This window comes from Stenotrophomonas sp. STEN020, from assembly GCF_056760195.1.
On sequence record NZ_JBRREI010000006.1, the window covers coordinates 109,683 to 129,431 of the forward strand.

The following is a 19,749-nucleotide window of genomic DNA, read 5'->3' on the forward strand; positions in this document are numbered from 1 at the left end:
GGCCGTGATTGGTGTGATGTCGCGCGTTTACTCCGACATCAATGGTGTAATCGATACGCCTGATTGCGTTCGATCCAACTAGCAAACGGAGGTGCTTGCCTATGTGCTTGGCTATGCCGATCAAGGTGCTGGCTGTCTGAATTCAATCACCGGCTTTCCCTGCGGGAAAGTGGACATGCGTTTTGGCATTGCGGGACTGCGTTCCTCCCGTTGCCACTATGCTTGCTTCCGTGATTTGAACCTGACCTTCAACTACAGCTGACGCCACGCGTCGGATCGCACTGCAGTCAACTGCAGCCTGCGCTCGTACGAAAGACCTGTTGAGCATGTTCGGCCGCGCTGCATGTACAGCAGGCACGACGCAGGTGTGTGCGAAAAACAACAGCCGACTTTTGCCTGCGCGTTGCGCCAGGTGAGTGTCGCCGTTGACATTGCGGCATCGCTTATCAGTCGCTGGTCAAGCGGGTTTTCGTACGGCCGGCTTTCATGACGATGGAGGCAATATGTCTTTTATTCATGCGCGTATCGGCGTGTTGCGGGCAGTAGTGTCGGGTGTGGTTTTGGTGGCGCTGGCGCCCGCCGCGCAGGCAGTGTGCAGGTTGAATGCAGGTGTTTTCATTCCCCAGGATGTGCAGATGGACATGGGGCAGTTGGTGATTCTGCCAAGCGTGCCGGTGGGTGCAGTGATCAAGGAGCTGGTAGTCAACATTGATCAACGCGATCGTGTCGCCCAATGCACAGGCGCAGGCAGTGCCAACGGGCGTTACATCAATGCCGCACAGCAGACAGGGGTGGCAGGCTTCAGCAATGTTTACGCTACCAATGTTGCAGGTATAGGCATTCGTGTCTATCGCGACTCCGGATCCATTCAGAGCTTCTATCCACATACCCTGCCGCTGAATACAAGCGGCGAGGTCAGTCTGATTGGTGGCAGGTTCCGGGTGGAGTTGGTCAAGACTGCGGCAATCACCGGGTCCGGCTTGATTGCCCCCAATGGCAGGTTCACCACCTATTACTTTGATGGGGACGGCCCGATCAAGCCGGTGTTGGTCTCAACCTTCAGGGGTACCGGCACAACCGTGGTCAACCCAACCTGCTCGGTGCAGGCGGGTAGTCGCAATATCGTGGTGGATTTTGGATCGGTGCCCGCCAGCACCTTCACAGGCGTCGGTAGCCATGCGCTCAATCGCGACTTCGATATCCGTCTGGATTGCCAAGGTAGCAATGTTGCCCAGTACCAGAGCAGGATCGGGATTCGACTGGATGCGCTCCAGGACAGCTCCAATCTTCCGGGCGTGTTGCCACTGGCTGCTGGCGCAGATGTGGCTGCTCGCATCGGTATCGAGCTGGTACAGCGCAATGGTACTGCCGAGAAAGCAGTGAGGTTTGCAGAGAACATCGACCTCGGCAGCAGCGTGGTTGGTGCCAGCACCATGAGCCTGCCGTTGCGGGCGCGCTACATTCAGACCCGGGCCGGTAGGGTGACGCCGGGCAGGGCAGACGGCAAAGCCACCTTCACCATTCAGTACAACTAGGGAGGGGCTGGTCAGAGGGCCGTTGATGCCTGTTGGCGCAGGTGGGCGTGGCTGGCATCAACGGATTGGCGTCTGGCTATCGCCCTGCGCGTTTGGTGGCGGAGATCCAGGCGCCAGACGATGGCGAAGATTCTCCGCCTCGTTCTAGAATGCTGGCTTGCCATCAAGGGGGCGATGCATGGGGATGCACGTCGACACCAGCTGTATCAATTGTGATCGCGCAGCCGACGGTCCTGAGCAGAAGTACTGCCCAAATTGCGGGCAGCCGACTCCGGTGCACCGCATCGATTGGCATTTCCTGGGCCATGAGTTTGAGCACAGCGTGCTGCACATGGACCGGGGCATCCTGTATTCGCTCAAGCAGCTGATGCTGCGGCCGGGCCGACTGCTGCGCGACTATATCGAAGGACGGCGCGGCAACCAGGTCAAGCCGCTGCTGCTGATCACGATGATGTCGGCGGCGGTGCTGCTGTTGAATCGGCTGATTGTCGGTGCCAGCATCGTCGATGGTGGCGCATCGGAAGCGATGCTTGCGGGCAAGGTATTGCCTGCCGAAATGCTGCAGTTCATGACGGCCAGCCGGGCAGTCACTGCCTGGGTTGAGTCCCACTTCGCGGCGTTCACACTGATGTTGTTGCCCATCGAAGCCTTGGCTTTCCGGCTGATCTTCAACCGCTACGGCAAACTGAATTATCCCGAGTGGCTGGTGGTCACTACCTTGTTGACCGTGCAGACCTTTGTCATCTGGACGGTACTGATGGTGGTGCAACGATGGGTACCTTACAGCCAGCTCCTGGCCGGCATGCTGGGCATGGGCTACAGCGTGGTTTCGCTGGTGCAATTCTTCCACCAGCGGCCGGTATGGTCGACCGTGTGGCGCAGCGCGTTGGCGCTGGGATTGTTCTCGGTGATCAGCATACTGGTTGTGTTGGCTGCAACCGTGGTGGTGATGCGGGTCGGATGACCCGCGCATGCCTGTGTTGAGCTTGCCCTGTGATCACTCCAGCGCGTAGCGCAGCACAAACAAACTGGCCACCAGCCACACTGCCGGATGCACTTCGCGCCAACGGCCGGTGCCGGCCTTGAGCGCCGCATAGGCGATGAAGCCGAAGGCCAGGCCGTTGGCGATGGAGTAGGTGAACGGCATCGCCAGCGCACACAGTGCGGCCGGCACCGATTCGGTCAGGTCATCCCACTTCACTTCCACCAGCTCGCGCAGCATCAGCCCGGCGACGAACAGCAGGGCCGGCGCGGTGGCATAGGACGGCACCATCGCTGCCAGCGGCGAGAACAGCAGTGCGGCCAGGAACAGTGCGGCAACCACCAGCGCGGTCAGGCCGGTACGGCCGCCGACCTGCACGCCGGAGGCGCTTTCGGCAAAGGCGGTGGTGGAACTGGTGCCCAGCAGCGAGCCGGCCACAATCGCGCTGCTGTCGGCCAGCAAGGCGCGGCTGAAGCGCTTCTTGCCGTCTTCCAGCTTCAGCAGGCCAGCGCGGCCGAGTACGCCGTACAAGGTGCCGGTGGCATCGAATACTTCCACCAGCACGAACACCAGCACCACCTGCAGCAACACCGCCAGTGGCGCGCCGCCGTCGTGGTGCAGCAGGCCGGGCAGATCCAGCTGCAGGAAGGTCGGGGCCAGGCTCGGCGGCAACGAGACGATACCTTGGTACTGCACCGAGCCAATCGCCCAGCCAATGCCGGTGACGGCGAGGATGCCGATCAGGATCGCGCCGCGCACCTTGCGTGCTTCCAGGATCGCGATCAGCAGGAATCCGGCCAGCGCAAGCAGCGGCGGCGCGGTATTGAGCGGCCCCAGGGTCAGCATGGTGTCCTGATTGGCGACGATCACGTTCGATTTCTGCAACGCGATGATCGCCAGGAACAGGCCGATGCCGGCCACGATTGCCGAACGCAGCGAGGCGGGAATGCCGGCCACCAGCCAGGCGCGGATGCCGGTCAGTGACAACACCCAGAACACGATGCCGGAAATGAACACCGCTGCCAGCGCCTGCTGCCAGGGCAGTCCGGCAGCACCAACCACGGTGAAGGCGAAGAACGCATTCAAGCCCATGCCCGGCGCCATGCCGACCGGGTAGTTGGCGGCCAGCGCCATCACTGCCGAGCCGATTGCAGCCGCAAGGCAGGTAGCCACGAATACCGCGCCCGGGTCCATGCCGGTGGTGCCGAGGATTTCCGGATTGACGAAGACGATGTAGGACATCGTCAGGAAGGTGGTGATACCGGCCAGCACTTCAGTGCGGACGCTGGTGCCGTGCTGTTGCAGTTTGAAGATACGGTCTAGCAGGGACATGGGGGAGTTCCGTGGATTGCAGGCTTTACCTCTCGCTGGGTGGAGAGGGGGCCGGGGGCAGTTGCAGGCGCGTGAGCTGCCGACGCAGCTTGAATGCGGTGAAGCTTGCCGTCCCTTCTCCCGCTTGCGGGAGAAGGTGCCCCGAAGGGGCGGATGAGGGGGGCTTCACCCGCTCTTGAGCTCTTCCAACTTTTTAATCGAGGCAAGGCGATGCCGGTTTCCAGCGCAGGGCCTGCCCTCACCCCAACCCCTCTCCCGTAAACGGGAGAGGGGCTCAAGCGGCGGCCGCGCGATCTGCAGCCACCGCCAAAAGCAGACGGCCGCACTGGGCGGCCGTCTGTCGGGTATTACTTCAGTGCCTTGAAACGCAGGCGCTTGGGACCGGCATCGTCGCCGAGGCGACGCTTCTTGTCCTCTTCGTACTCGCGGTAGTTGCCCTGGAAGAACTCGACGTGCGAGTCGCCTTCGAAGGCAATGATGTGCGTGGCGATACGGTCCAGGAACCAGCGGTCATGCGAGATGACGAAGGTGTTGCCCGGGAACTCCAGCAACGCATCTTCCAGCGCACGCAGGGTTTCGATGTCCAGGTCGTTGGACGGTTCGTCGAGCAGCAGCACGTTGCCACCCTGCAGCAGGGTCTTGGCCATGTGCAGGCGGCCACGCTCACCACCGGACAGCGAGCCGACCATCTTCTGCTGGTCCTGGCCCTTGAAGTTGAAGCGGCCGATGTAGGCACGCGACTGGATCTCGACACCGTTGATGTTGAGGATGTCCAGGCCGCCAGCGATTTCCTGGAACACGTTGTGGTTGCCGGTCAGCGCGTCGCGGCTCTGGTCGACGTAGGACAGCTTGACGGTCGGGCCGACCACGATCTCGCCCGAATCCGGCTTTTCCTGGCCGGTGATCATCTTGAACAGGGTCGACTTACCGGCACCGTTCGGGCCGATGATGCCGACGATGGCGCCCGGCGGGATGATCATCGACAGGTTGTCGATCAGCAGGCGCTCGCCGAATTTCTTGGAGACGTTCTTGAACTCCATCACCGAGTTGCCCAGGCGCTCGCCCGGCGGGATGAAGATTTCATTGGTCTCGTTGCGCTTCTGGTAGTCGACGCTCTGCAGCTCTTCCAGGCGGGCCAGACGGGCCTTGCCCTTGGTGCGGCCACCCTTGGCGTTCTGGCGCGACCACTCCAGTTCCTTCTGGATCGCCTTCTGGCGAGCCTTTTCCTGGTTGTCTTCCTGCTTCAGGCGCTCGTCCTTCTGCTCCAACCACTGGGTGTAGTTACCCTTCCACGGAATGCCGCGGCCGCGGTCGAGTTCCAGGATCCACTCGGCGGCGTTGTCCAGGAAGTAGCGATCATGGGTGACGGCCACCACGGTGCCGGTGTAGCGCGCCAGGAACTGCTCCAGCCATTCCACCGACTCCGCGTCCAAGTGGTTGGTCGGTTCGTCGAGCAGCAGCATGTCCGGCTTCTGCAGCAGCAGGCGGCACAGTGCCACGCGGCGCTTTTCACCGCCGGACAGGTTGCCGATAACCGCGTCCCACGGCGGCAGGCGCAGGGCGTCGGCCGCCACGTCCAGCTGGTTCTCCAGCGTGTGGGCATCGCCTGCGGCCAGGATGGCTTCCAGCCGTTCCTGTTCCTTTGCCAGTGCATCGAAGTCGGCGCCTTCCTCGGCATAGGCGTCGTAGATCTTGTCCAGCGCAGCCTGGGCCTGCAGCACTTCGCCCACGCCTTCCTCGACCGCTTGACGCACGGTCTGGGCCGGGTCCAGGCGCGGTTCCTGCTCCAGGTAGCCGACCTTGATGCCAGCTTGCGGGCGGGCCTCGCCCTCGAAATCGGTGTCCACGCCGGCCATGATCTTCAGCACGGTGGACTTGCCGGCGCCGTTCAGGCCCAGCAGGCCGATCTTGGCACCGGGGAAGAACGACAGCGAGATGTCCTTGATGATCTGCCGCTTGGGCGGGACCACCTTGCTGACGCGGTTCATGGTGTAGATGTATTGCGAGGACATGACGTCTCCGTAGCGCACGCCTGCGCCCGGTCCAGTTGAGGACAGGGCCAAAGGCAAAAGGGAATTGCCCATTATAACCGGAACCCCAGCACGGCCGCCGGAGGTGGTTGGGGCGCTTGCTGATTTATGAATGGGAAAGGCCGTAACCGTTTCCAGCCGGAAACCGTTCAGATCAAGTGAGCATTATGGAAACCGTCCACCAACCCAGTGAGGGCCACCCATGAAGATGAACCGCTTTGTTGTCGCTGCGATGACCACCGTATTGGCGTTAGGTGCCACCGCCCCGGCCTTTGCGGCGGGTGACCGTGATGACAACGACCGAGGCCGCCACGGCTGGGATGACCGCGGGGGGCCATGATCGCGGCAGGGGTCACGGCCATGACCGTGACGACCGTCGTGATGACCGCCGCCATTACAGCAACGGCTATCGCGAGGGCTACCGCGATGCCCGCTATAACGACCGTCGTTACAACGACCGCCGCTACTACGCGCCGCCGCGCGTGGCCTACCGCCCGTACGGGTTTGAACGTGGCCACCGCTACAGCAATTACTACGGCGGCCCGGTCTATGTGGTCAACGATTACGACCGTTACCACGTGCGCCGCCCGCCCTATGGCCACCGCTGGATCCGCGACGACCGCGGCAACATGCTGATGGTAGCCATCGCCACCGGCATCATTGCCGACATCGTGTTCAATCATTGAGCCAAAGCGGCAGCTGGCTGAATAAGAAGAGGCGCATCCTTGGATGCGCCTTTTCCGTTTCAGCGGGTGTGTTCAGCGGGCGTGGATCATTCCGGTTGCCGGCTCAGGCAGTCCATTCCATCCAGCTGTGTGCAGATGCCGCGGGGAAGCGTTATGCCGGTGCCAGTGGAAGATGGAGCTGGCAGGGCGCTGGGACGGCTGACAGGTAGGGAATCATTGCGGCCAACAACCACCGCGCGAGCCAGTTCTGCTGCGGCCTCCGCCGTTACTCCGACTACCTGCAGGCTACCGGCCTGGTAGCTGATATCGTAGTTGCTTAGACCGGTGCCCTGGGCATCGCTGGCGAGAATGGCGTACGCGCCAGGCTGGGCGTTGACGTTGTTGCCAGCGCTGAACAGTGAAACGTTGTCGATACTGTCGCCGTTGAGCAGGCCACTGCTGCGGTAGCCATCGAGCGCCAACAGCTGACCAATACGCTTGCTGGTGTTGTTGGCACTGATGGTCAGCCCAGCCTTGCCGATCGACAACGTGCCGCCGACATAGGTGATGTCGTAGTTGGACAGGCCGGTGCCATCGGCATTGGCGGCGGTGATGGTGTAGTTGCCGACATTGGCGGTGACCGCACGGCCGTTGCTGGCCAGGTCTACAGCGGTGACGGTGTCGCCGTTGATCAGCCCATTGCTGCTGAAGCCATTGAAACCACCGCTCTGGCCATAGGTCTTGCTGCCGTTGCCGGCGGTGATGGTCAGCCCGGCCTTGCCAACCGACAAAGTGCCGTCGACGTAGGTGATGTCGTAGTTGGACAGGCCGGTGCCATCGGCATTGGCTGCGGTGATGGTGTAGTTGCCGACATTGGCGGTGACCGCACGGCCGTTGCTGGCCAGGTCTACACCGGTGACGGTATCGCCGTTGATCAGCCCATTGCTGCTGAAGCTATTGAAACCGCCACTCTGGCCATAGGTCTTGCCGCCGTTGCCTGCGGTGATGGTCAGTCCGGCCTTGCCAACCGACAAAGTGCCGTCGACATAGGTGATGTCGTAGTTGGACAGGCCGGTGCCGTCGGCATTGCTGGCGGTGATGGTGTAGTCACCGACATTGGCAGTGGCGGCGGCGCCAGTGCTGCCCAGGTCGACCGAGGAAACGCTGTCGCCGTTGAGCAGACCATTGCTGGTGAAGCCTGCGAAGCCACCGGTCTGCCCATAGGTCTTGCCACCGTTGCTGGCGGTGATGGTCAGCCCGGCCTTGCCGATCGACAAGGTGCCGTCGACATAGCTGATGTCGTAGTTGGACAGGCCGGTGCCGTCGGCATTGCTTGCGGTGATGGTGTAGTCACCGACATTGGCAGTGGCGGCGGCGCCAGTGCTGCTCAGGTCGACCGAGGAAACGCTGTCGCCGTTGAGCAGACCATTGCTGGTGAAGCCTGCGAAGCCACCGGTCTGCCCATAGGTCTTGCCACCGTTGTTGGCGGTGATGGTCAGCCCGGCCTTGCCAACCGACAAAGTGCCGTCGACATAGGTGATGTCGTAGTTGGACAGGCCGGTGCCATCGGCATTGCTGGCCGTGATGGTGTAGTTGCCGACATTGGCGGTGGCGGCTGAGCCGTTGCTGGTCAGGTCAACGCCGGTGAGGGTGTCGCTGTTGAGCAGCCCATTGCTGCTGAAGCCATTGAAGCCGCCGCTCTGACCATAGGTCTTGTTGCCACTGCCTGCGGTGATGGTCAGCCCGGCCTTGCCAACCGACAAAGTGCCGTCGACATAGGTGATGTCGTAGTTGGACAAGCCGGTGCCGTCGGCATTGCTGGCAGTGATGGTGTAGTCGCCGACATTGGCGGTGGTGGCTGTGCCAGTGCTGCCCAGGTCGACGGAGGACACGGTGTCACCGTTGACCAGTCCGGAGCTGCTGAAGCCATTGAGGCCACCGGTCTGCCCGTAGGTCTTGCCGCCGTTGTTGGCGGTGATGGTCAATGCCTTGGGGTCAACCCATAGCTCGCCTTGCACGAAGGAAAGGGCATATCCGCTGGTCCCGGTATCCAGCGTCCCTGCGGAGACATCAAGGGTGTACGGGGTCGCCGTCACCCCGGCGGTGGCTGATGCGCCTGTCGAAGCAAGCAGCGGGGTGCCGGTTATCAGGTCGGTGACGCTGTCGGCCAGGTAGGCGCCGGTGGCACCTGCCATGGCGCCGGTGATGGAAAATGCACTGCGCGGATCGATGCTGTCGCCATAGACCTTGCGTAGCGTGTTTGCCGTGACCGTCAGTGTCGGCTGCCAGGCGAACAGGTACCTGTTGTCGGAGCCTCCCACACGTGTGAAGGCAGCGGCGTTCCACACCGCGGTATTGCCGCTGTCAAGGCCGCCAAACACATGGTTCTGGAACGGAGATGCCAGGTAGACCTGCCAGCGCCCCGGCCCGGTCAAGGCAATGGCGCTGCTGCCGGCACGATTGTCGAAAACGCCGGCGGTGGCCAGGTCCACATTCGCCGCGCGTATCTGGCCGTCCAGGCGCAGCCCTGCATTCGCACCCACCTGCAGATTGCCGGTGGTGGTGATATTGCCCAACTGCATGCTGTCAGCGCTGCTGATACTTGCCGAGGCGGCATCGATATCCACCCGGCCACCAAAGTGGTTGCCTGCCTGCTCAAGTTGGATGCTGCCGCCGGCCTGGAGTTGGCTGGTACCGGTAATCTGCAGGGCCGCGCTTTGATGGATGGTGCCCAGTGAGGTTGCGACCAGATTGCCGCCGATGCGGCTATCCCCAAGCCGCAGTTCCTGGCCATGTACAGTGGCGTCGCCGCTCACGGTGGCGTTGTCGAGGACAAGCGTAGTGCCCGCTTGTGCGTCCAGGTTTCGGGCGTTGACGGCTTGCAGATTCAACCCGGCATCGGCATGGATCTGTACATCACGGCCGTCGATCTGTACCTGGCCATCCAAGCGGTTATCTGCATGCTGCAGGGTGATGTCACCGGTGGCGCGCAGGTCCGCCGTGCGGCCAACGGACATCTGTGCCTGCTGCTGGATGCTGCCGTCGCTGTCCAGGCGCAGGTCGCGGCTGGCCGCCACGGTGCCCAGCTGGAGATCACCCGCCGCCACGCGCACATCCCGCCCGGACAGGCTGGTCACGCCGGTGAACCGGTTGCTGGTGCTCTCCAGCAGCAGGTCGCCCAGCCCGGCGCCCAGCAGCGTGGTGCCCGACTGGATGCGCCCGGCCTGCTGTTCGACATTGTTTCGGGAGGAGACCAGCGACAGGCTGTTGGCGGTGATGTCGCCGCCGATGCGGATGCCTTCCACGCCGGTGATCGACACCTGGCTGCCAGTGAGCGCGGTGGCCGTGCGCACCTGTCCGGCACTGGACAGCAGGCTCAGCAGGTTGGTGCCGGTGTTGACTGCGGTGCCCCCCAGGTCGATATCCCCGGTGGTCACCAGCTGCAGGGCACCATTGCTGCCGTTGCGCACGCTTTCAACGTCCAGGTCGCCGTCTGCCCTGAGCAGGATGGACTGGCCCTCGGCCGCAATCGCGCCATCGAACGTGTTGCCCGGGTTGTCCAGCTGCACATTGCCACTGGCCGCCAGGTCGCTGCGTCCCTGCACGCTTACCACAGCGCTCTGCAGCAGGTTGCCTGCGTGGGCCGTGGCGCGCAGGTCGCCTGTGGCGTTCACTCCGGCCAGGGTGAGCCCACCGGCGCTGTCGATGCGGATGTCGCGGCCCGACAACTGCACGCCGGCAGCGAATGTGTTGTCCACGTTGTCCAGCACCACATCACCCGTGGCGTTGAATCCGGCCGTACCCGTCATCGCCAGCGCTTTGCCCTGGGTGATGCCGGCGTTGCTCTGCACCTGCAGGCTGTTCGCCTGTACGGAACCCAGGTGCACGCCGCGACCGCTGAGCCGGGCCGCGCCCGCCGTCGTGACAGAGCCAAGGTTCAGCGCGCTGTCGGCGCCCAGGGTGATGTTGGTGCCTGCGGCGCTGACCGCGCCTCCGAACTGGTTGGTGCCATCGCCCAGCACGATGTCGCCCGTTGCGGTCCAGGTGCTGGCACCGTCGACGTCGACGGCGCTGGCCTGGCTGATGTTGCCGCCCGTGGCAGTGACCGTGCTGGTCTGGCCCAGCGCCACGCTATCCAGCCTCACCGCTCCGCCGGTCAAGGCCGTGGAATGCGCCATGGTGGCATCACGCAGGGTGAGCAGGGCTTCGGCATTTGCCTGCAGCGTTGTTGCTTCCACGCCGGACAGGGTGAGCGCGCCGAGGCCGCCGATCTGGACGGTATTGCCGCTCAGCGCCACATCGCCCAGGAACTGGTTGGCGGTGTTCTGCAGGGTGATGTTACCCAGCGAGGTGAAATCCGCGTTTCCACCCACGTAGTAGCGCGCCGACTGGGTGAGGCTGGTGACGCTGTCGATGGACAGGTCGTTGCCGACGTTCACTGCGGCGGTAGCTACCGCGTTGCCGGCCAGGGACAGATCGTGCAGGCGGATGCCGCTGCCCGTGTCACCGGTGATGACCACCGCGCCGGCGGCCTTGATCGTCAGCGAGTCGGTATCCGCGCTGCTCCCGTTGAGCGTGCCAGCCGCGCGCACCGCGCCGCCGGTGCTGGCCAGCGCGACATCGCCGATGACCTCGATACGGCCCAGGCTGATGTCACCCTGCGTGGTGACGTTGCTGGCGAGCTGGGTCACCCCGCCACTCACCGACAGCGCGCCGATAGTGGTGGTCGCGCCGATGTAGGCCCCCGGACCGCCCGCCACCAGCGACAGCGCGTACGGACCCTGCAGCGTACCATTCAGCGCGAGCTGGCCGAGGGTGCTGCTCAGCACGGTGTCTCCATTCAGCCACAGGTTGCCCGAATAGGATTGGAGCCCCACCGTGTCTACCGCGTGCGGCAGGTAGATGGTGTCACCACGGACATCCAGCGATGCGACGGTCACGTTGCCCAGACGCAGCGCACCAGTCGCGACCAGGGCGGCATTGCCCCCGCGCAAGGACAGTGTGCCGTCGAACCGGTTGCCCGCCCCGACGAGGTTCAGCGCGCTGCCGCTGCTGATGCTGCTGGCGCCGGTTGCCTTGATCCGGTCCGTGGTGACCTGGCTGATCGCGCCGGTGGCGCTCACCGTCAGGTCCACCGCATCCACATTGCCCAGCTGCAGGCTGCCCTGCTGCGCCAGCTTCACCGTGTTGCCGGCCAGGCTGACCGCGCCGCCAAACTGGTTCTGCGCGTTGGCCAGCACGATGTCGCCGGCGGCCACGAAGGACGCCGGGCCGATCGAGGTGACGGGCCCGCCCACGGTGATGCTGCCGCTCTGGCTGTTGAGGCCGCCCGCAGCGGTCAGGCTGAGCCCGCCCTGCAGGGCGATGCTGTCCTGGGCGTTGAGGGTGCCGCCCAGCTGGGTGCCGCCGGTACCGATGCGGGTGAAGCGGGACAACACGCTGCTGCCGCCAACGCTTCTGCCCAGAACGGCGAGACCATCGGTGTCCACGGTGAGGGCACGCGCGCCGCCGACGCTGTCGACCGTACCGTTGATGCGGATGGCCTTGTCGGTGGTGCTGGTCAGCGCCACGTCGCCGGCCAGGAGCAGGTTGCCCGCCAGGGTGATGCCATAAGTAGTGGTTACGTTGCCAAACAGCCGGGTGCTGCCGCCGCCCGTGGATTGCAGGGACGCCAGCGCGGTATTGCCACCTACCGCGCCGTTGAACGTTGTGCCGCCGAGGCTGGCCACGCTCAGCGCGTAGGCACCATCCACGGTGCTGTCGAAGATGATCGTCCCGCCCAGGGCGCTGGACAGCAGTACGTCGCTGCCAAGCGTGAGCGGTCCGGTGTAGGTCTGCCCATTGCGGCTCTCTACGTCGCCGCCCAGGGTGATCGCACTGCCGCTGGCCGCCAGACTGTCCACATTGAAGGTGCCCAGCCGGAGGGCTGCATTGCTGCCCAGTTGCACCGTTCCGCCGCTGCCACTGACGGTGCCGCTGAAGAGGTTGCCGCTGTTGTTGAAGTTGAACCCGGCCTTGCTGCCACCGGTGCCCGCAAGGCCGGTGAGCGTGGTGGTTGCGCCCACGTTCAACGCGCCAGCCTGCACCACGTCCGTGGTGGAGGTGAGCTGCAGGTTGCCATCCACTTTGCCGCCCAGCCGGGTGATGGCGTTGCTGCTGCTGTTGAGCGCAGCGTTGCCCGAGGCGTCAACGGTGACGGCCCCCTTCAGGGCGCCGGTGGTCTGCCCGAGCTGCTGGGTGATGTTGGTCCCACGCAGTGTGATGTTGCTGCTGTTGAGCGTCGCACCCAGCTCGAGGGCGCCGTCGCTGGATAGTGAAATGTCATCGGCGGTCGCGGTCCCAAGGGCGAATAGTGCGCTGCTGTTACTGCTGATCGAAGCCGCTGTGGTGCCGATGCCGAAATCGATGTTGGCCTGCGCGTTCGTACTGAACACCAGGCTGCCGCCGACGACGCCCTGCGCCTGTATCACGCCGGTGGAGTTGATGCCATAGGAGAACGTTCCCGGCTGCACCATCGACTTCATGTCCACCGATGCGGCGGACAGGTAGCCGGTGTTGTTGATGGCCGAGGCGACCACCCCGCCAGCGCTTTGCGCCGTGAGCATGTGCTCCCAGGTGCCCGCGTCGTTCGCGGAGGGAGCGGCGTGCTGCCTGAAGATGGAGTTGACGCTGTTGGCGGCCAACAGGCTGGCGGTGCCCGCCGCGTTGATGGCGCCGCTGTTTTCGACGATGGCGCCGATCAGGCTCACGCCGCCGGTGGCGGCGTCGATGCTGCCGCGGTTGATGATGGCACCGGGCGTGCCCGAGCCGGTGAAGGTCCACACCTCCGGCAGCGACGCGCTTCCACTCACATCCAGGTTGGACATGATGGGCGGCAGCGACGTGGCCAGCAGTCCGCCCACGTTGACCTTGCTTCCGCTGTTGAACACGATGCCGCTGGTATTGACCAGGAAGACGTTGCCGACCGAGGACAACGATCCGTTGATGACGGAGGCGGCACCGGAAATGATGTTGATCGACCCCGCCGCGGTGCTCGGCATGTCGAAGGTCACCGAGCTGCCCTGGGCGATATCGAATCCCGTCCAGTTGATCAGCGAGACCTTGCCGTTCTGGCTGATGACCATCGTGCTGCCGTTCTGGCTCATGGTGGCGCTGTTCTGCACCGGTGCGAAGCCGGTCGGCAGGTTGGCGGCCTGCACGGCCGGCGCCATGGCGGCGAAAACTGCAGTGGCCAGCAGCGAGGGCAGCAGCCTGCCGGCGCGCGTGCTGCGCGTCGTTGGGCGTTGCGGTGCGTTGGCGAATTCTGCGGCGACCTGGATCTGGCCGAGGGCGGCGTTGAAGACAAGGCGGTAGATGTGGTTCATGTCGATGTCCTCAGAACGTGCTGCTGATGCGCGCCCAGTACTGGGTGCTGCGTTGGTCACTGCCGATGTAGCTGCCGGTGGGTTTGGCCGCGCTCATGTCCAGGCGCAGCTCCGGTTTCCAGGGCAGGCGCAGGCCTATGCCCAGGCCCGCGCCTTCCAGAGTGACGGGCAGGGCGCCCAGGCGCCGGTTGGCTGCGGCCGGCGAACTGCGTCCCCAGTCATAGAACAGATTCACCTCGAGCAGGTCGCCCCAACGCCGCCCATTGAACGGTGAAGGCGTATCGGCAAAGCCTGGTGCACTGAGCTGGTACTCGAAGCTGGCCTGCACACCGCGATCATCCAGCGCGCTGGACAACGGGTAGGCGCGCATGCTGGTGGGGCCGCCGATGCTGAACTGTTCCAGCGGGGTCAGCGCATCGTCGGTGAACTGCGCGCTGCCGCGCAGCAGCAGCCGCTGGTTGCCGGGCAGCGCCTGCAGGCGGGCAAGCTGGGCACGCACGATCCAGAAATAGGCGGTATGCGAGGGATACAGCCAGTTCAACGCCGGCGATTCGTCGTTGATCGACTTGCGCACCGACACCTGTGCCAGGTTGATGCCGCGCCAGCGCTGGTCGGTATGGCGCAGGCTCAGCCCGGCATCGATCACATCAAAGGTATGCCGCGACAACTGCATGCCCAAGGCATTCAGCGTTGACTGTTCGTGCACCCAACGTGCCGAAGCCTGTACCTGCAGGTTGCTGCGCTGGATGAACTTCCAGTCACTGCCGGCGTAGAACAGGGTGGTGGGGCCGGTCAGCTGCATGGCCGCGAGCGGCCCGTTGTTGATCTCCATCTCGCTGCGGCTGACGCCGGCGGTGGCGCTGAGGCCATCGATCCTGGACGAGGGGATGCTCAGCGAAAGCGCGGCCTGCCAACTGTCGGCCGGGTCCAGTCCGTAGCCCAGGCTGGCAGCCAGCACATCGCCCGCACCCAGTGCGTTGAAGGCGCTGACGCCCAGTTCGGCGCGGTACTTGCCGGTACTATCGGTGCCATGGTTGCTCAGCCCCGCGGTGATCTCATACGGATGGGCGCTGTCCTCGGCGACCAGGATGATGTCGGTGTCGCCGGGCTCAAGGCCGGGTTGCAGCACCGAGCTGACCGATACGCCGGGCAGGTCACGGGCATACAGCAGGGCGCGTTCCAACTCTGGCCTGCGCAGGGGGCGGCCGATCAGCCCCAGGCTGCTGGCGCTGAGCTGGTCGTCGCGGTAACGGCGGCTGCCTTGTACCAGCACCCGCCCAACCCGGCCTTCCAGGACCTTCAGGGTCAGGGTCTGGCTGTCACCGATCTGTTGCGGCGGAATATAGGCCACCGATACCAGGAAGCCGGCATCGCGGTAGGTCTGGGTGATGCGGGCGGTGATCTGCTCTATCTGGGAAAAGCTGAGAGCAGCCGGCAGCGTCGAGCTGATCTCCCGCAGGGCCTGGTTGGCGACGGCCTCGACCGCGCTCAGGGTGATGCCGTTGGCCGGATGCTCACCAACACCCTCAACCGTGATTCTCGCGACCTGCACGCTGGCGGCGGGCGCTGTACCGGGATCGGCGGCCATCGCGGCGGCTGGTTGGCCAAGTGCCAAGGCCAGCGTGGCGGCGAGCACGACCGCGCTGGCGCGAAGGCTGCGGGCGGAGCGGTGTTGGGTGGAGCGGGCAGGGCAGCGCATCAGCGAGGTAGTCCTTACGTTTCAACTGGAGAGCCGGGTGCCAGGAAGGCCACGGGCTTACTCTGTTAACCGTAGGAACCGCCATGAGGCGATCACCGAAATCAGGTAACCGGCGCTGTTTGTGACGACCATCACGTCATGAGCCTAGCCACCCAGCGCAGCTGATGCCGAATGAACAGGCAGCCGAGTGGCTGGAACGGGCTACAATCGACAGCTCCCTCGCCCCCGTACCAGGAGCTGTGATGTTCCCGCGTGAAGCCCGTATCGAGTCCTACGATCCCGAGTTGGCCAAGGCCATTGCCGATGAGTGCCAGCGTCAGGAAGACCATGTCGAGCTGATTGCCAGCGAGAACTACGCCAGCCCGATGGTGATGGAAGCGCAGGGCAGCCAGCTGACCAACAAGTACGCCGAGGGTTACCCGGGCAAGCGCTACTACGGTGGCTGCGAGTACGTGGATATCGCCGAGAAGCTGGCGCTGGACCGCCTGAAGCAGCTGTTTGGCGCCGACTACGCCAATGTGCAGCCGCACAGCGGCTCGCAGGCCAACCAGGCCGTGTACTTCGCACTGCTGCAGCCGGGCGACACCATCCTGGGCATGAGCCTGGCCCACGGCGGTCACCTGACCCACGGTGCCAAGGTCAATGCCTCGGGCAAGATCTTCAATGCGATCCAGTACGGTGTGAACGAAGCCGGCCTGATCGACTATGACGAAGTCGAGCGGCTGGCGCTGGAGCACAAGCCGAAGATGGTGGTGGCTGGTTTCTCCGCCTACTCGCAGATCGTCGACTGGGCGCGCTTCCGCGCCATTGCCGACAAGGTCGGTGCTTACCTGTTCGTGGACATGGCGCACGTCGCCGGTCTGGTCGCTGCCGGCGTGTACCCGAGCCCGATCGAACACGCGCACGTGGTCACCTCGACCACCCACAAGACCCTGCGCGGTCCGCGTGGCGGCATCATCATCGCCAAGGGCGCAGGCGAAGAGATCGAGAAGAAGCTGCAGTCGATCGTGTTCCCGGGCATCCAGGGCGGTCCGCTGATGCACGTGATCGCCGCCAAGGCGGTGGCCTTCAAGGAAGCGCTGGAGCCGGAATTCAAGGCGTATCAGCAGCAGGTGGTGAAGAACGCCCAGGCGATGGCCACCACCCTGATCGCGCGTGGTTACAAGATCGTTTCCGGCGGCACCCAGAACCACCTGATGCTGGTCGACATGATCGGCAAGGACGTGTCCGGCAAGGACGCGGAAGCCGCGCTGGGCAAGGCCCATATCACCGTCAACAAGAATTCGGTGCCGAACGACCCGCGTTCGCCGTTCGTGACCTCGGGCCTGCGCCTGGGCACCCCGGCCATCACCACCCGCGGTTACGTGGAAGCCGACTGCGTTGCGCTGGCCAACTGGATTGCCGACGTACTGGACGCACCGGCCGATGAGGCTGTCATTGCCCGCGTACGTGATGCGGTCAGCGAGCAGTGCCGAAAGTACCCGGTTTATGGCTGATCGACGTCGGGTGTCAGTGGTTTTGACGCCCGTTCTGCCCTGAGCTGACCGCATCACCCCGGGTTGGGCGCTTGCCCCGGCCCGGGGTTTGTTGTATCTGCGTTACAGGTTTTCCACGTCGCATGCGCGGCGCCTGATGTCCAAGGCTTGAAACATGCATTGCCCGTTCTGCCAGCACACCGACACCCGCGTGATCGATTCACGCGTTTCCGAAGATGGCGCCACCATCCGCCGCCGTCGCGGTTGCGAAGCCTGCGGCGAGCGCTTCAGTACATTGGAAACCATCGAACTCAAGCTGCCTGTCATCATCAAGAGTGATGGCGGGCGCGAAGCCTTTGATGCCCGCAAGCTGCGGGTGGGCTTTGACCGCGCGCTGCAGAAGCGTGCGGTGTCCGAAGAACGCATCGAGGCGGCGGTACGCGCAGTGGTGCACCAGCTGCGCATGTGCGGCGAGCGCGAAGTGCCGTCGATCAAGGTCGGTGGCTTCGTCATGGACGAGCTGCGCAAACTTGATCATGTAGGTTACGTACGCTTCGCCTCGGTCTATCGCAGCTTCGAGGATGTGGCCGATTTCCGCGACGAGATTGAAAAGCTCGAGCGCGACCATTCCGCCGACAACGATCAGCTGCCTTTGTTGGAAGGTGCGGGTTCGCCGGATGGCAGGACTGCGAAGTCGGCAAAGCGTTGAGTTTCGACCACTTTCAGCGAAGATGATGCACGGACTTGGCATTTGTCTGCCTGTAGGAGCGGTGCAAGCCGCGAAGCTGACTGATCATCAGATGGCACAGCTACCTGTGGCTCAAGCAACGTGGGCTTCGCGGCTTACGCCGCTCCTACACGCGGTCTATGTCCAGACTGGCAGCGCGATGGATGCACACGTACCGTGTGCGCCGTTCTTTTTGCAGGTCTTGAATCCCGATGCTGTTCGTCAATCTGATTGACCGTCCCGAACTGCTGCCGGCCTTGGCTACCGCCCATGTGCAGGCATTCGGCAGCCTGCTGCCGGAGTGGACCGTGGCCCAGGCCGAAGCCGAGCTGCGAGCGCAGCAGCGCGACAGCATTCCCTGTTCCTGGCTGGCCGAAGATGAAAGCGGCTGGCTGGGCTCGATCAGCCTGCTGCACGACGATCACGAGCAGATCCGTGGCTGGTCGCCCTGGTTGGCTTCGCTGTATGTCAGTCCGGCTGCGCGCGGAAAAGGGGTAGGCGCGGCGTTGGTCGCGTATTGCGTCGCACAGGCAGCGGCGCTGGCCGTGCCGGTGCTGTATCTGTATTGCGAGCCGCCGTTGGTCGCCTGGTACCAGAGTCTGGGCTGGCGCGTGCACACCGAGCTGCAGTTGGGGCCGCTGGCGATCACGGTGATGGCAGTGGACACCGGCTACCACTGAGTTGCACTGCGGCGACGATGCTGGCGTTGCTGCGCATACACTTGCCGACGTCCGCTGCCGCAACGAGCAGCGTGCCGCATTCGCAATGAGGTCTTACCGATGAGTCAGTTCTCCGCCACCGATCACCTGCTGATGGCCCGCGCGCTGCGCCTGGCCGAGCGTGCCGCCTGGACCACGCGGCCCAACCCGATGGTGGGTTGCGTCATCGCACAGGGCGATGAAGTGGTGGGCGAGGGCTGGCACCAGCGCGCCGGTGGCCCACATGCGGAGGTGTTCGGGCTGCGCCAGGCCGCTGAGCGGGCGCGTGGTGCCACCGCCTACGTCACTTTGGAGCCCTGCGCGCATTACGGGCGCACGCCGCCGTGTGCACTGGCCTTGATCGATGCCGGTGTGAGCCGGGTGGTGGCAGCGATGGCTGACCCGTTCCCGGATGTGGACGGCGGCGGCTTTGCGTTGTTGCGGCAGGCCGGCATTACGGCCGACGTGGGTCTGATGGCGGCGCAGGCGCGCGAGCTCAATCGCGGCTTCCTGTCGCGCATCGAGCGTGCTCGTCCGTTCGTGCGGGTGAAATTGGCGGGCAGTCTGGACGGCCGCACGGCGATGGCAAACGGCGAATCCAAATGGATCACCGGTGAAGCAGCGCGTGCCGATGTGCAGCAGTGGCGCGCGCGTGCTGGTGCGATTCTGACTGGCGCGGCGACGGTGTTGGCGGACGATCCCTTGTTGACCGCACGGCCAGATACGGGCGAGTTCCTGCCGCCGCTGCGGGTGGTGCTGGATGCCCGGCTGCGGACCTTGGCATGTGAGCGCGTGCGCGAAGGTGATGCGCCCACGTTGTATCTGCATGATCCGGCGTTGCCTGCACCGGCTTTGGATGACGCCGAGTTTGCGGGTGTTGCCGTGCAGGGCGATGGGCGGCTTGATCTGGCCGAAGTGATGGCGGCGCTGGCCGCGCGCGGAATCAACGAGGTCCATGTCGAGGCTGGGCCAACCCTGTGCGGTGCTTTGCTCAAGGTCGGTTTGGTCGACGAACTGTTGCTGTACATGGCGCCGCTGCTGATGGGCGATGCTGCACGGCCATTGTTGGCGGGGTTGGGGATCGACTCGATGGCGCAGACCGTGGCGCTGGAGACCCGCGACGCACGCATGATCGGGCCGGACCTGCGGCTGCTGCTGCGTCCAGCGCAATGATGTAGTGGGGGGGCCCCGGCGGGCACGCCGCCGCGCGGCGGGAGAGACGCGGCACGGGGGGGCGGGGGG

At 64.4% G+C, this 19,749-nt stretch carries 10 protein-coding genes and 1 pseudogene; 7 read left to right on the plus strand and 4 right to left on the minus strand.

Annotation, left to right across the window (positions count from 1 at the left end):
- Window positions 1-503: 503 nt before the first annotated feature.
- Together ACVOLZ_RS04470 and ACVOLZ_RS04475 are read left to right on the plus strand one after the other, a co-directional pair.
- Complete coding sequence (locus ACVOLZ_RS04470) at window positions 504-1,535, plus strand: fimbrial protein (RefSeq protein ID WP_481515223.1); 1,032 nt, start codon at window positions 504-506, stop codon at window positions 1,533-1,535.
- A 178-nt stretch (window positions 1,536-1,713) separates the two neighbouring features.
- Window positions 1,714-2,499, plus strand: coding sequence for a DUF3667 domain-containing protein (locus tag ACVOLZ_RS04475; protein WP_481515224.1), 786 nt, complete (start codon window positions 1,714-1,716; stop codon window positions 2,497-2,499).
- 33 nt (window positions 2,500-2,532) lie between these two features.
- On the opposite strand, the gene ACVOLZ_RS04480 is transcribed toward ACVOLZ_RS04475, so the two are convergent.
- Both ACVOLZ_RS04480 and ettA read right to left on the minus strand, forming a co-directional pair.
- A complete protein-coding gene (locus ACVOLZ_RS04480) occupies window positions 2,533-3,849 on the minus strand; it encodes an NCS2 family permease (protein ID WP_481515225.1) in 1,317 nt (438 codons plus the stop codon).
- Between the two features lie 347 nt (window positions 3,850-4,196).
- Window positions 4,197-5,861 carry an energy-dependent translational throttle protein EttA gene (gene ettA, locus ACVOLZ_RS04485; RefSeq protein ID WP_303748868.1) on the minus strand — a complete coding sequence of 555 codons (1,665 nt, stop codon included), beginning with the start codon at window positions 5,859-5,861 and terminating at the stop codon, window positions 4,197-4,199.
- A 220-nt stretch (window positions 5,862-6,081) separates the two neighbouring features.
- Here ettA and ACVOLZ_RS04490 point away from each other — a divergent pair.
- Window positions 6,082-6,565 (plus strand): annotated as a pseudogene (locus tag ACVOLZ_RS04490) (RcnB family protein).
- Between the two features lie 86 nt (window positions 6,566-6,651).
- On the opposite strand, the gene ACVOLZ_RS04495 reads toward ACVOLZ_RS04490, so the two are convergent.
- Window positions 6,652-13,908 (minus strand): MBG domain-containing protein, encoded by a 7,257-nt coding sequence (locus ACVOLZ_RS04495; RefSeq protein WP_481515226.1) that lies wholly within the window; start codon window positions 13,906-13,908, stop codon window positions 6,652-6,654.
- A gap of 10 nt (window positions 13,909-13,918) precedes the next feature.
- Window positions 13,919-15,607 carry a ShlB/FhaC/HecB family hemolysin secretion/activation protein gene (locus tag ACVOLZ_RS04500; protein ID WP_481515227.1) on the minus strand — a complete coding sequence of 563 codons (1,689 nt, stop codon included), beginning with the start codon at window positions 15,605-15,607 and terminating at the stop codon, window positions 13,919-13,921.
- A gap of 242 nt (window positions 15,608-15,849) precedes the next feature.
- Here ACVOLZ_RS04500 and glyA point away from each other — a divergent pair, with 242 nt between their 5' ends.
- From glyA to ribD, 4 genes are all read left to right on the plus strand, one after another.
- Complete coding sequence (gene glyA, locus ACVOLZ_RS04505) at window positions 15,850-17,103, plus strand: serine hydroxymethyltransferase (protein WP_481515228.1); 1,254 nt, start codon at window positions 15,850-15,852, stop codon at window positions 17,101-17,103.
- 154 nt (window positions 17,104-17,257) lie between these two features.
- Window positions 17,258-17,791: a transcriptional regulator NrdR gene (gene nrdR / locus ACVOLZ_RS04510; RefSeq protein WP_481515229.1), complete on the plus strand. Its 534-nt coding sequence runs from the start codon at window positions 17,258-17,260 to the stop codon at window positions 17,789-17,791.
- A gap of 230 nt (window positions 17,792-18,021) precedes the next feature.
- Window positions 18,022-18,489, plus strand: a complete 468-nt coding sequence (locus tag ACVOLZ_RS04515) for a GNAT family N-acetyltransferase (RefSeq protein ID WP_481515230.1) — start codon at window positions 18,022-18,024, stop codon at window positions 18,487-18,489.
- 99 nt (window positions 18,490-18,588) lie between these two features.
- The gene (gene ribD, locus ACVOLZ_RS04520; protein WP_481515231.1) at window positions 18,589-19,680 is read left to right on the plus strand and encodes a bifunctional diaminohydroxyphosphoribosylaminopyrimidine deaminase/5-amino-6-(5-phosphoribosylamino)uracil reductase RibD; all 1,092 of its coding nucleotides are present in this window, start codon (window positions 18,589-18,591) and stop codon (window positions 19,678-19,680) included.
- The last annotated feature ends 69 nt before the right edge of the window (window positions 19,681-19,749 follow it).

Excerpts from the sequence above, each read along its gene's own strand:
- ACVOLZ_RS04470 (WP_481515223.1), top strand. The coding sequence starts at position 504 with ATGTCTTTTATTCATGCGCGTATCGGCGTGTTGCGGGCAGTAGTGTCG.
- ACVOLZ_RS04475 (WP_481515224.1), top strand. The coding sequence starts at position 1,714 with ATGGGGATGCACGTCGACACCAGCTGTATCAATTGTGATCGCGCAGCC.
- ACVOLZ_RS04480 (WP_481515225.1), bottom strand. The coding sequence starts at position 3,849 with ATGTCCCTGCTAGACCGTATCTTCAAACTGCAACAGCACGGCACCAGC.
- ettA (WP_303748868.1), bottom strand. The coding sequence starts at position 5,861 with ATGTCCTCGCAATACATCTACACCATGAACCGCGTCAGCAAGGTGGTC.
- ACVOLZ_RS04495 (WP_481515226.1), bottom strand. The coding sequence starts at position 13,908 with ATGAACCACATCTACCGCCTTGTCTTCAACGCCGCCCTCGGCCAGATC.
- ACVOLZ_RS04500 (WP_481515227.1), bottom strand. The coding sequence starts at position 15,607 with ATGCGCTGCCCTGCCCGCTCCACCCAACACCGCTCCGCCCGCAGCCTT.
- glyA (WP_481515228.1), top strand. The coding sequence starts at position 15,850 with ATGTTCCCGCGTGAAGCCCGTATCGAGTCCTACGATCCCGAGTTGGCC.
- nrdR (WP_481515229.1), top strand. The coding sequence starts at position 17,258 with ATGCATTGCCCGTTCTGCCAGCACACCGACACCCGCGTGATCGATTCA.
- ACVOLZ_RS04515 (WP_481515230.1), top strand. The coding sequence starts at position 18,022 with ATGCTGTTCGTCAATCTGATTGACCGTCCCGAACTGCTGCCGGCCTTG.
- ribD (WP_481515231.1), top strand. The coding sequence starts at position 18,589 with ATGAGTCAGTTCTCCGCCACCGATCACCTGCTGATGGCCCGCGCGCTG.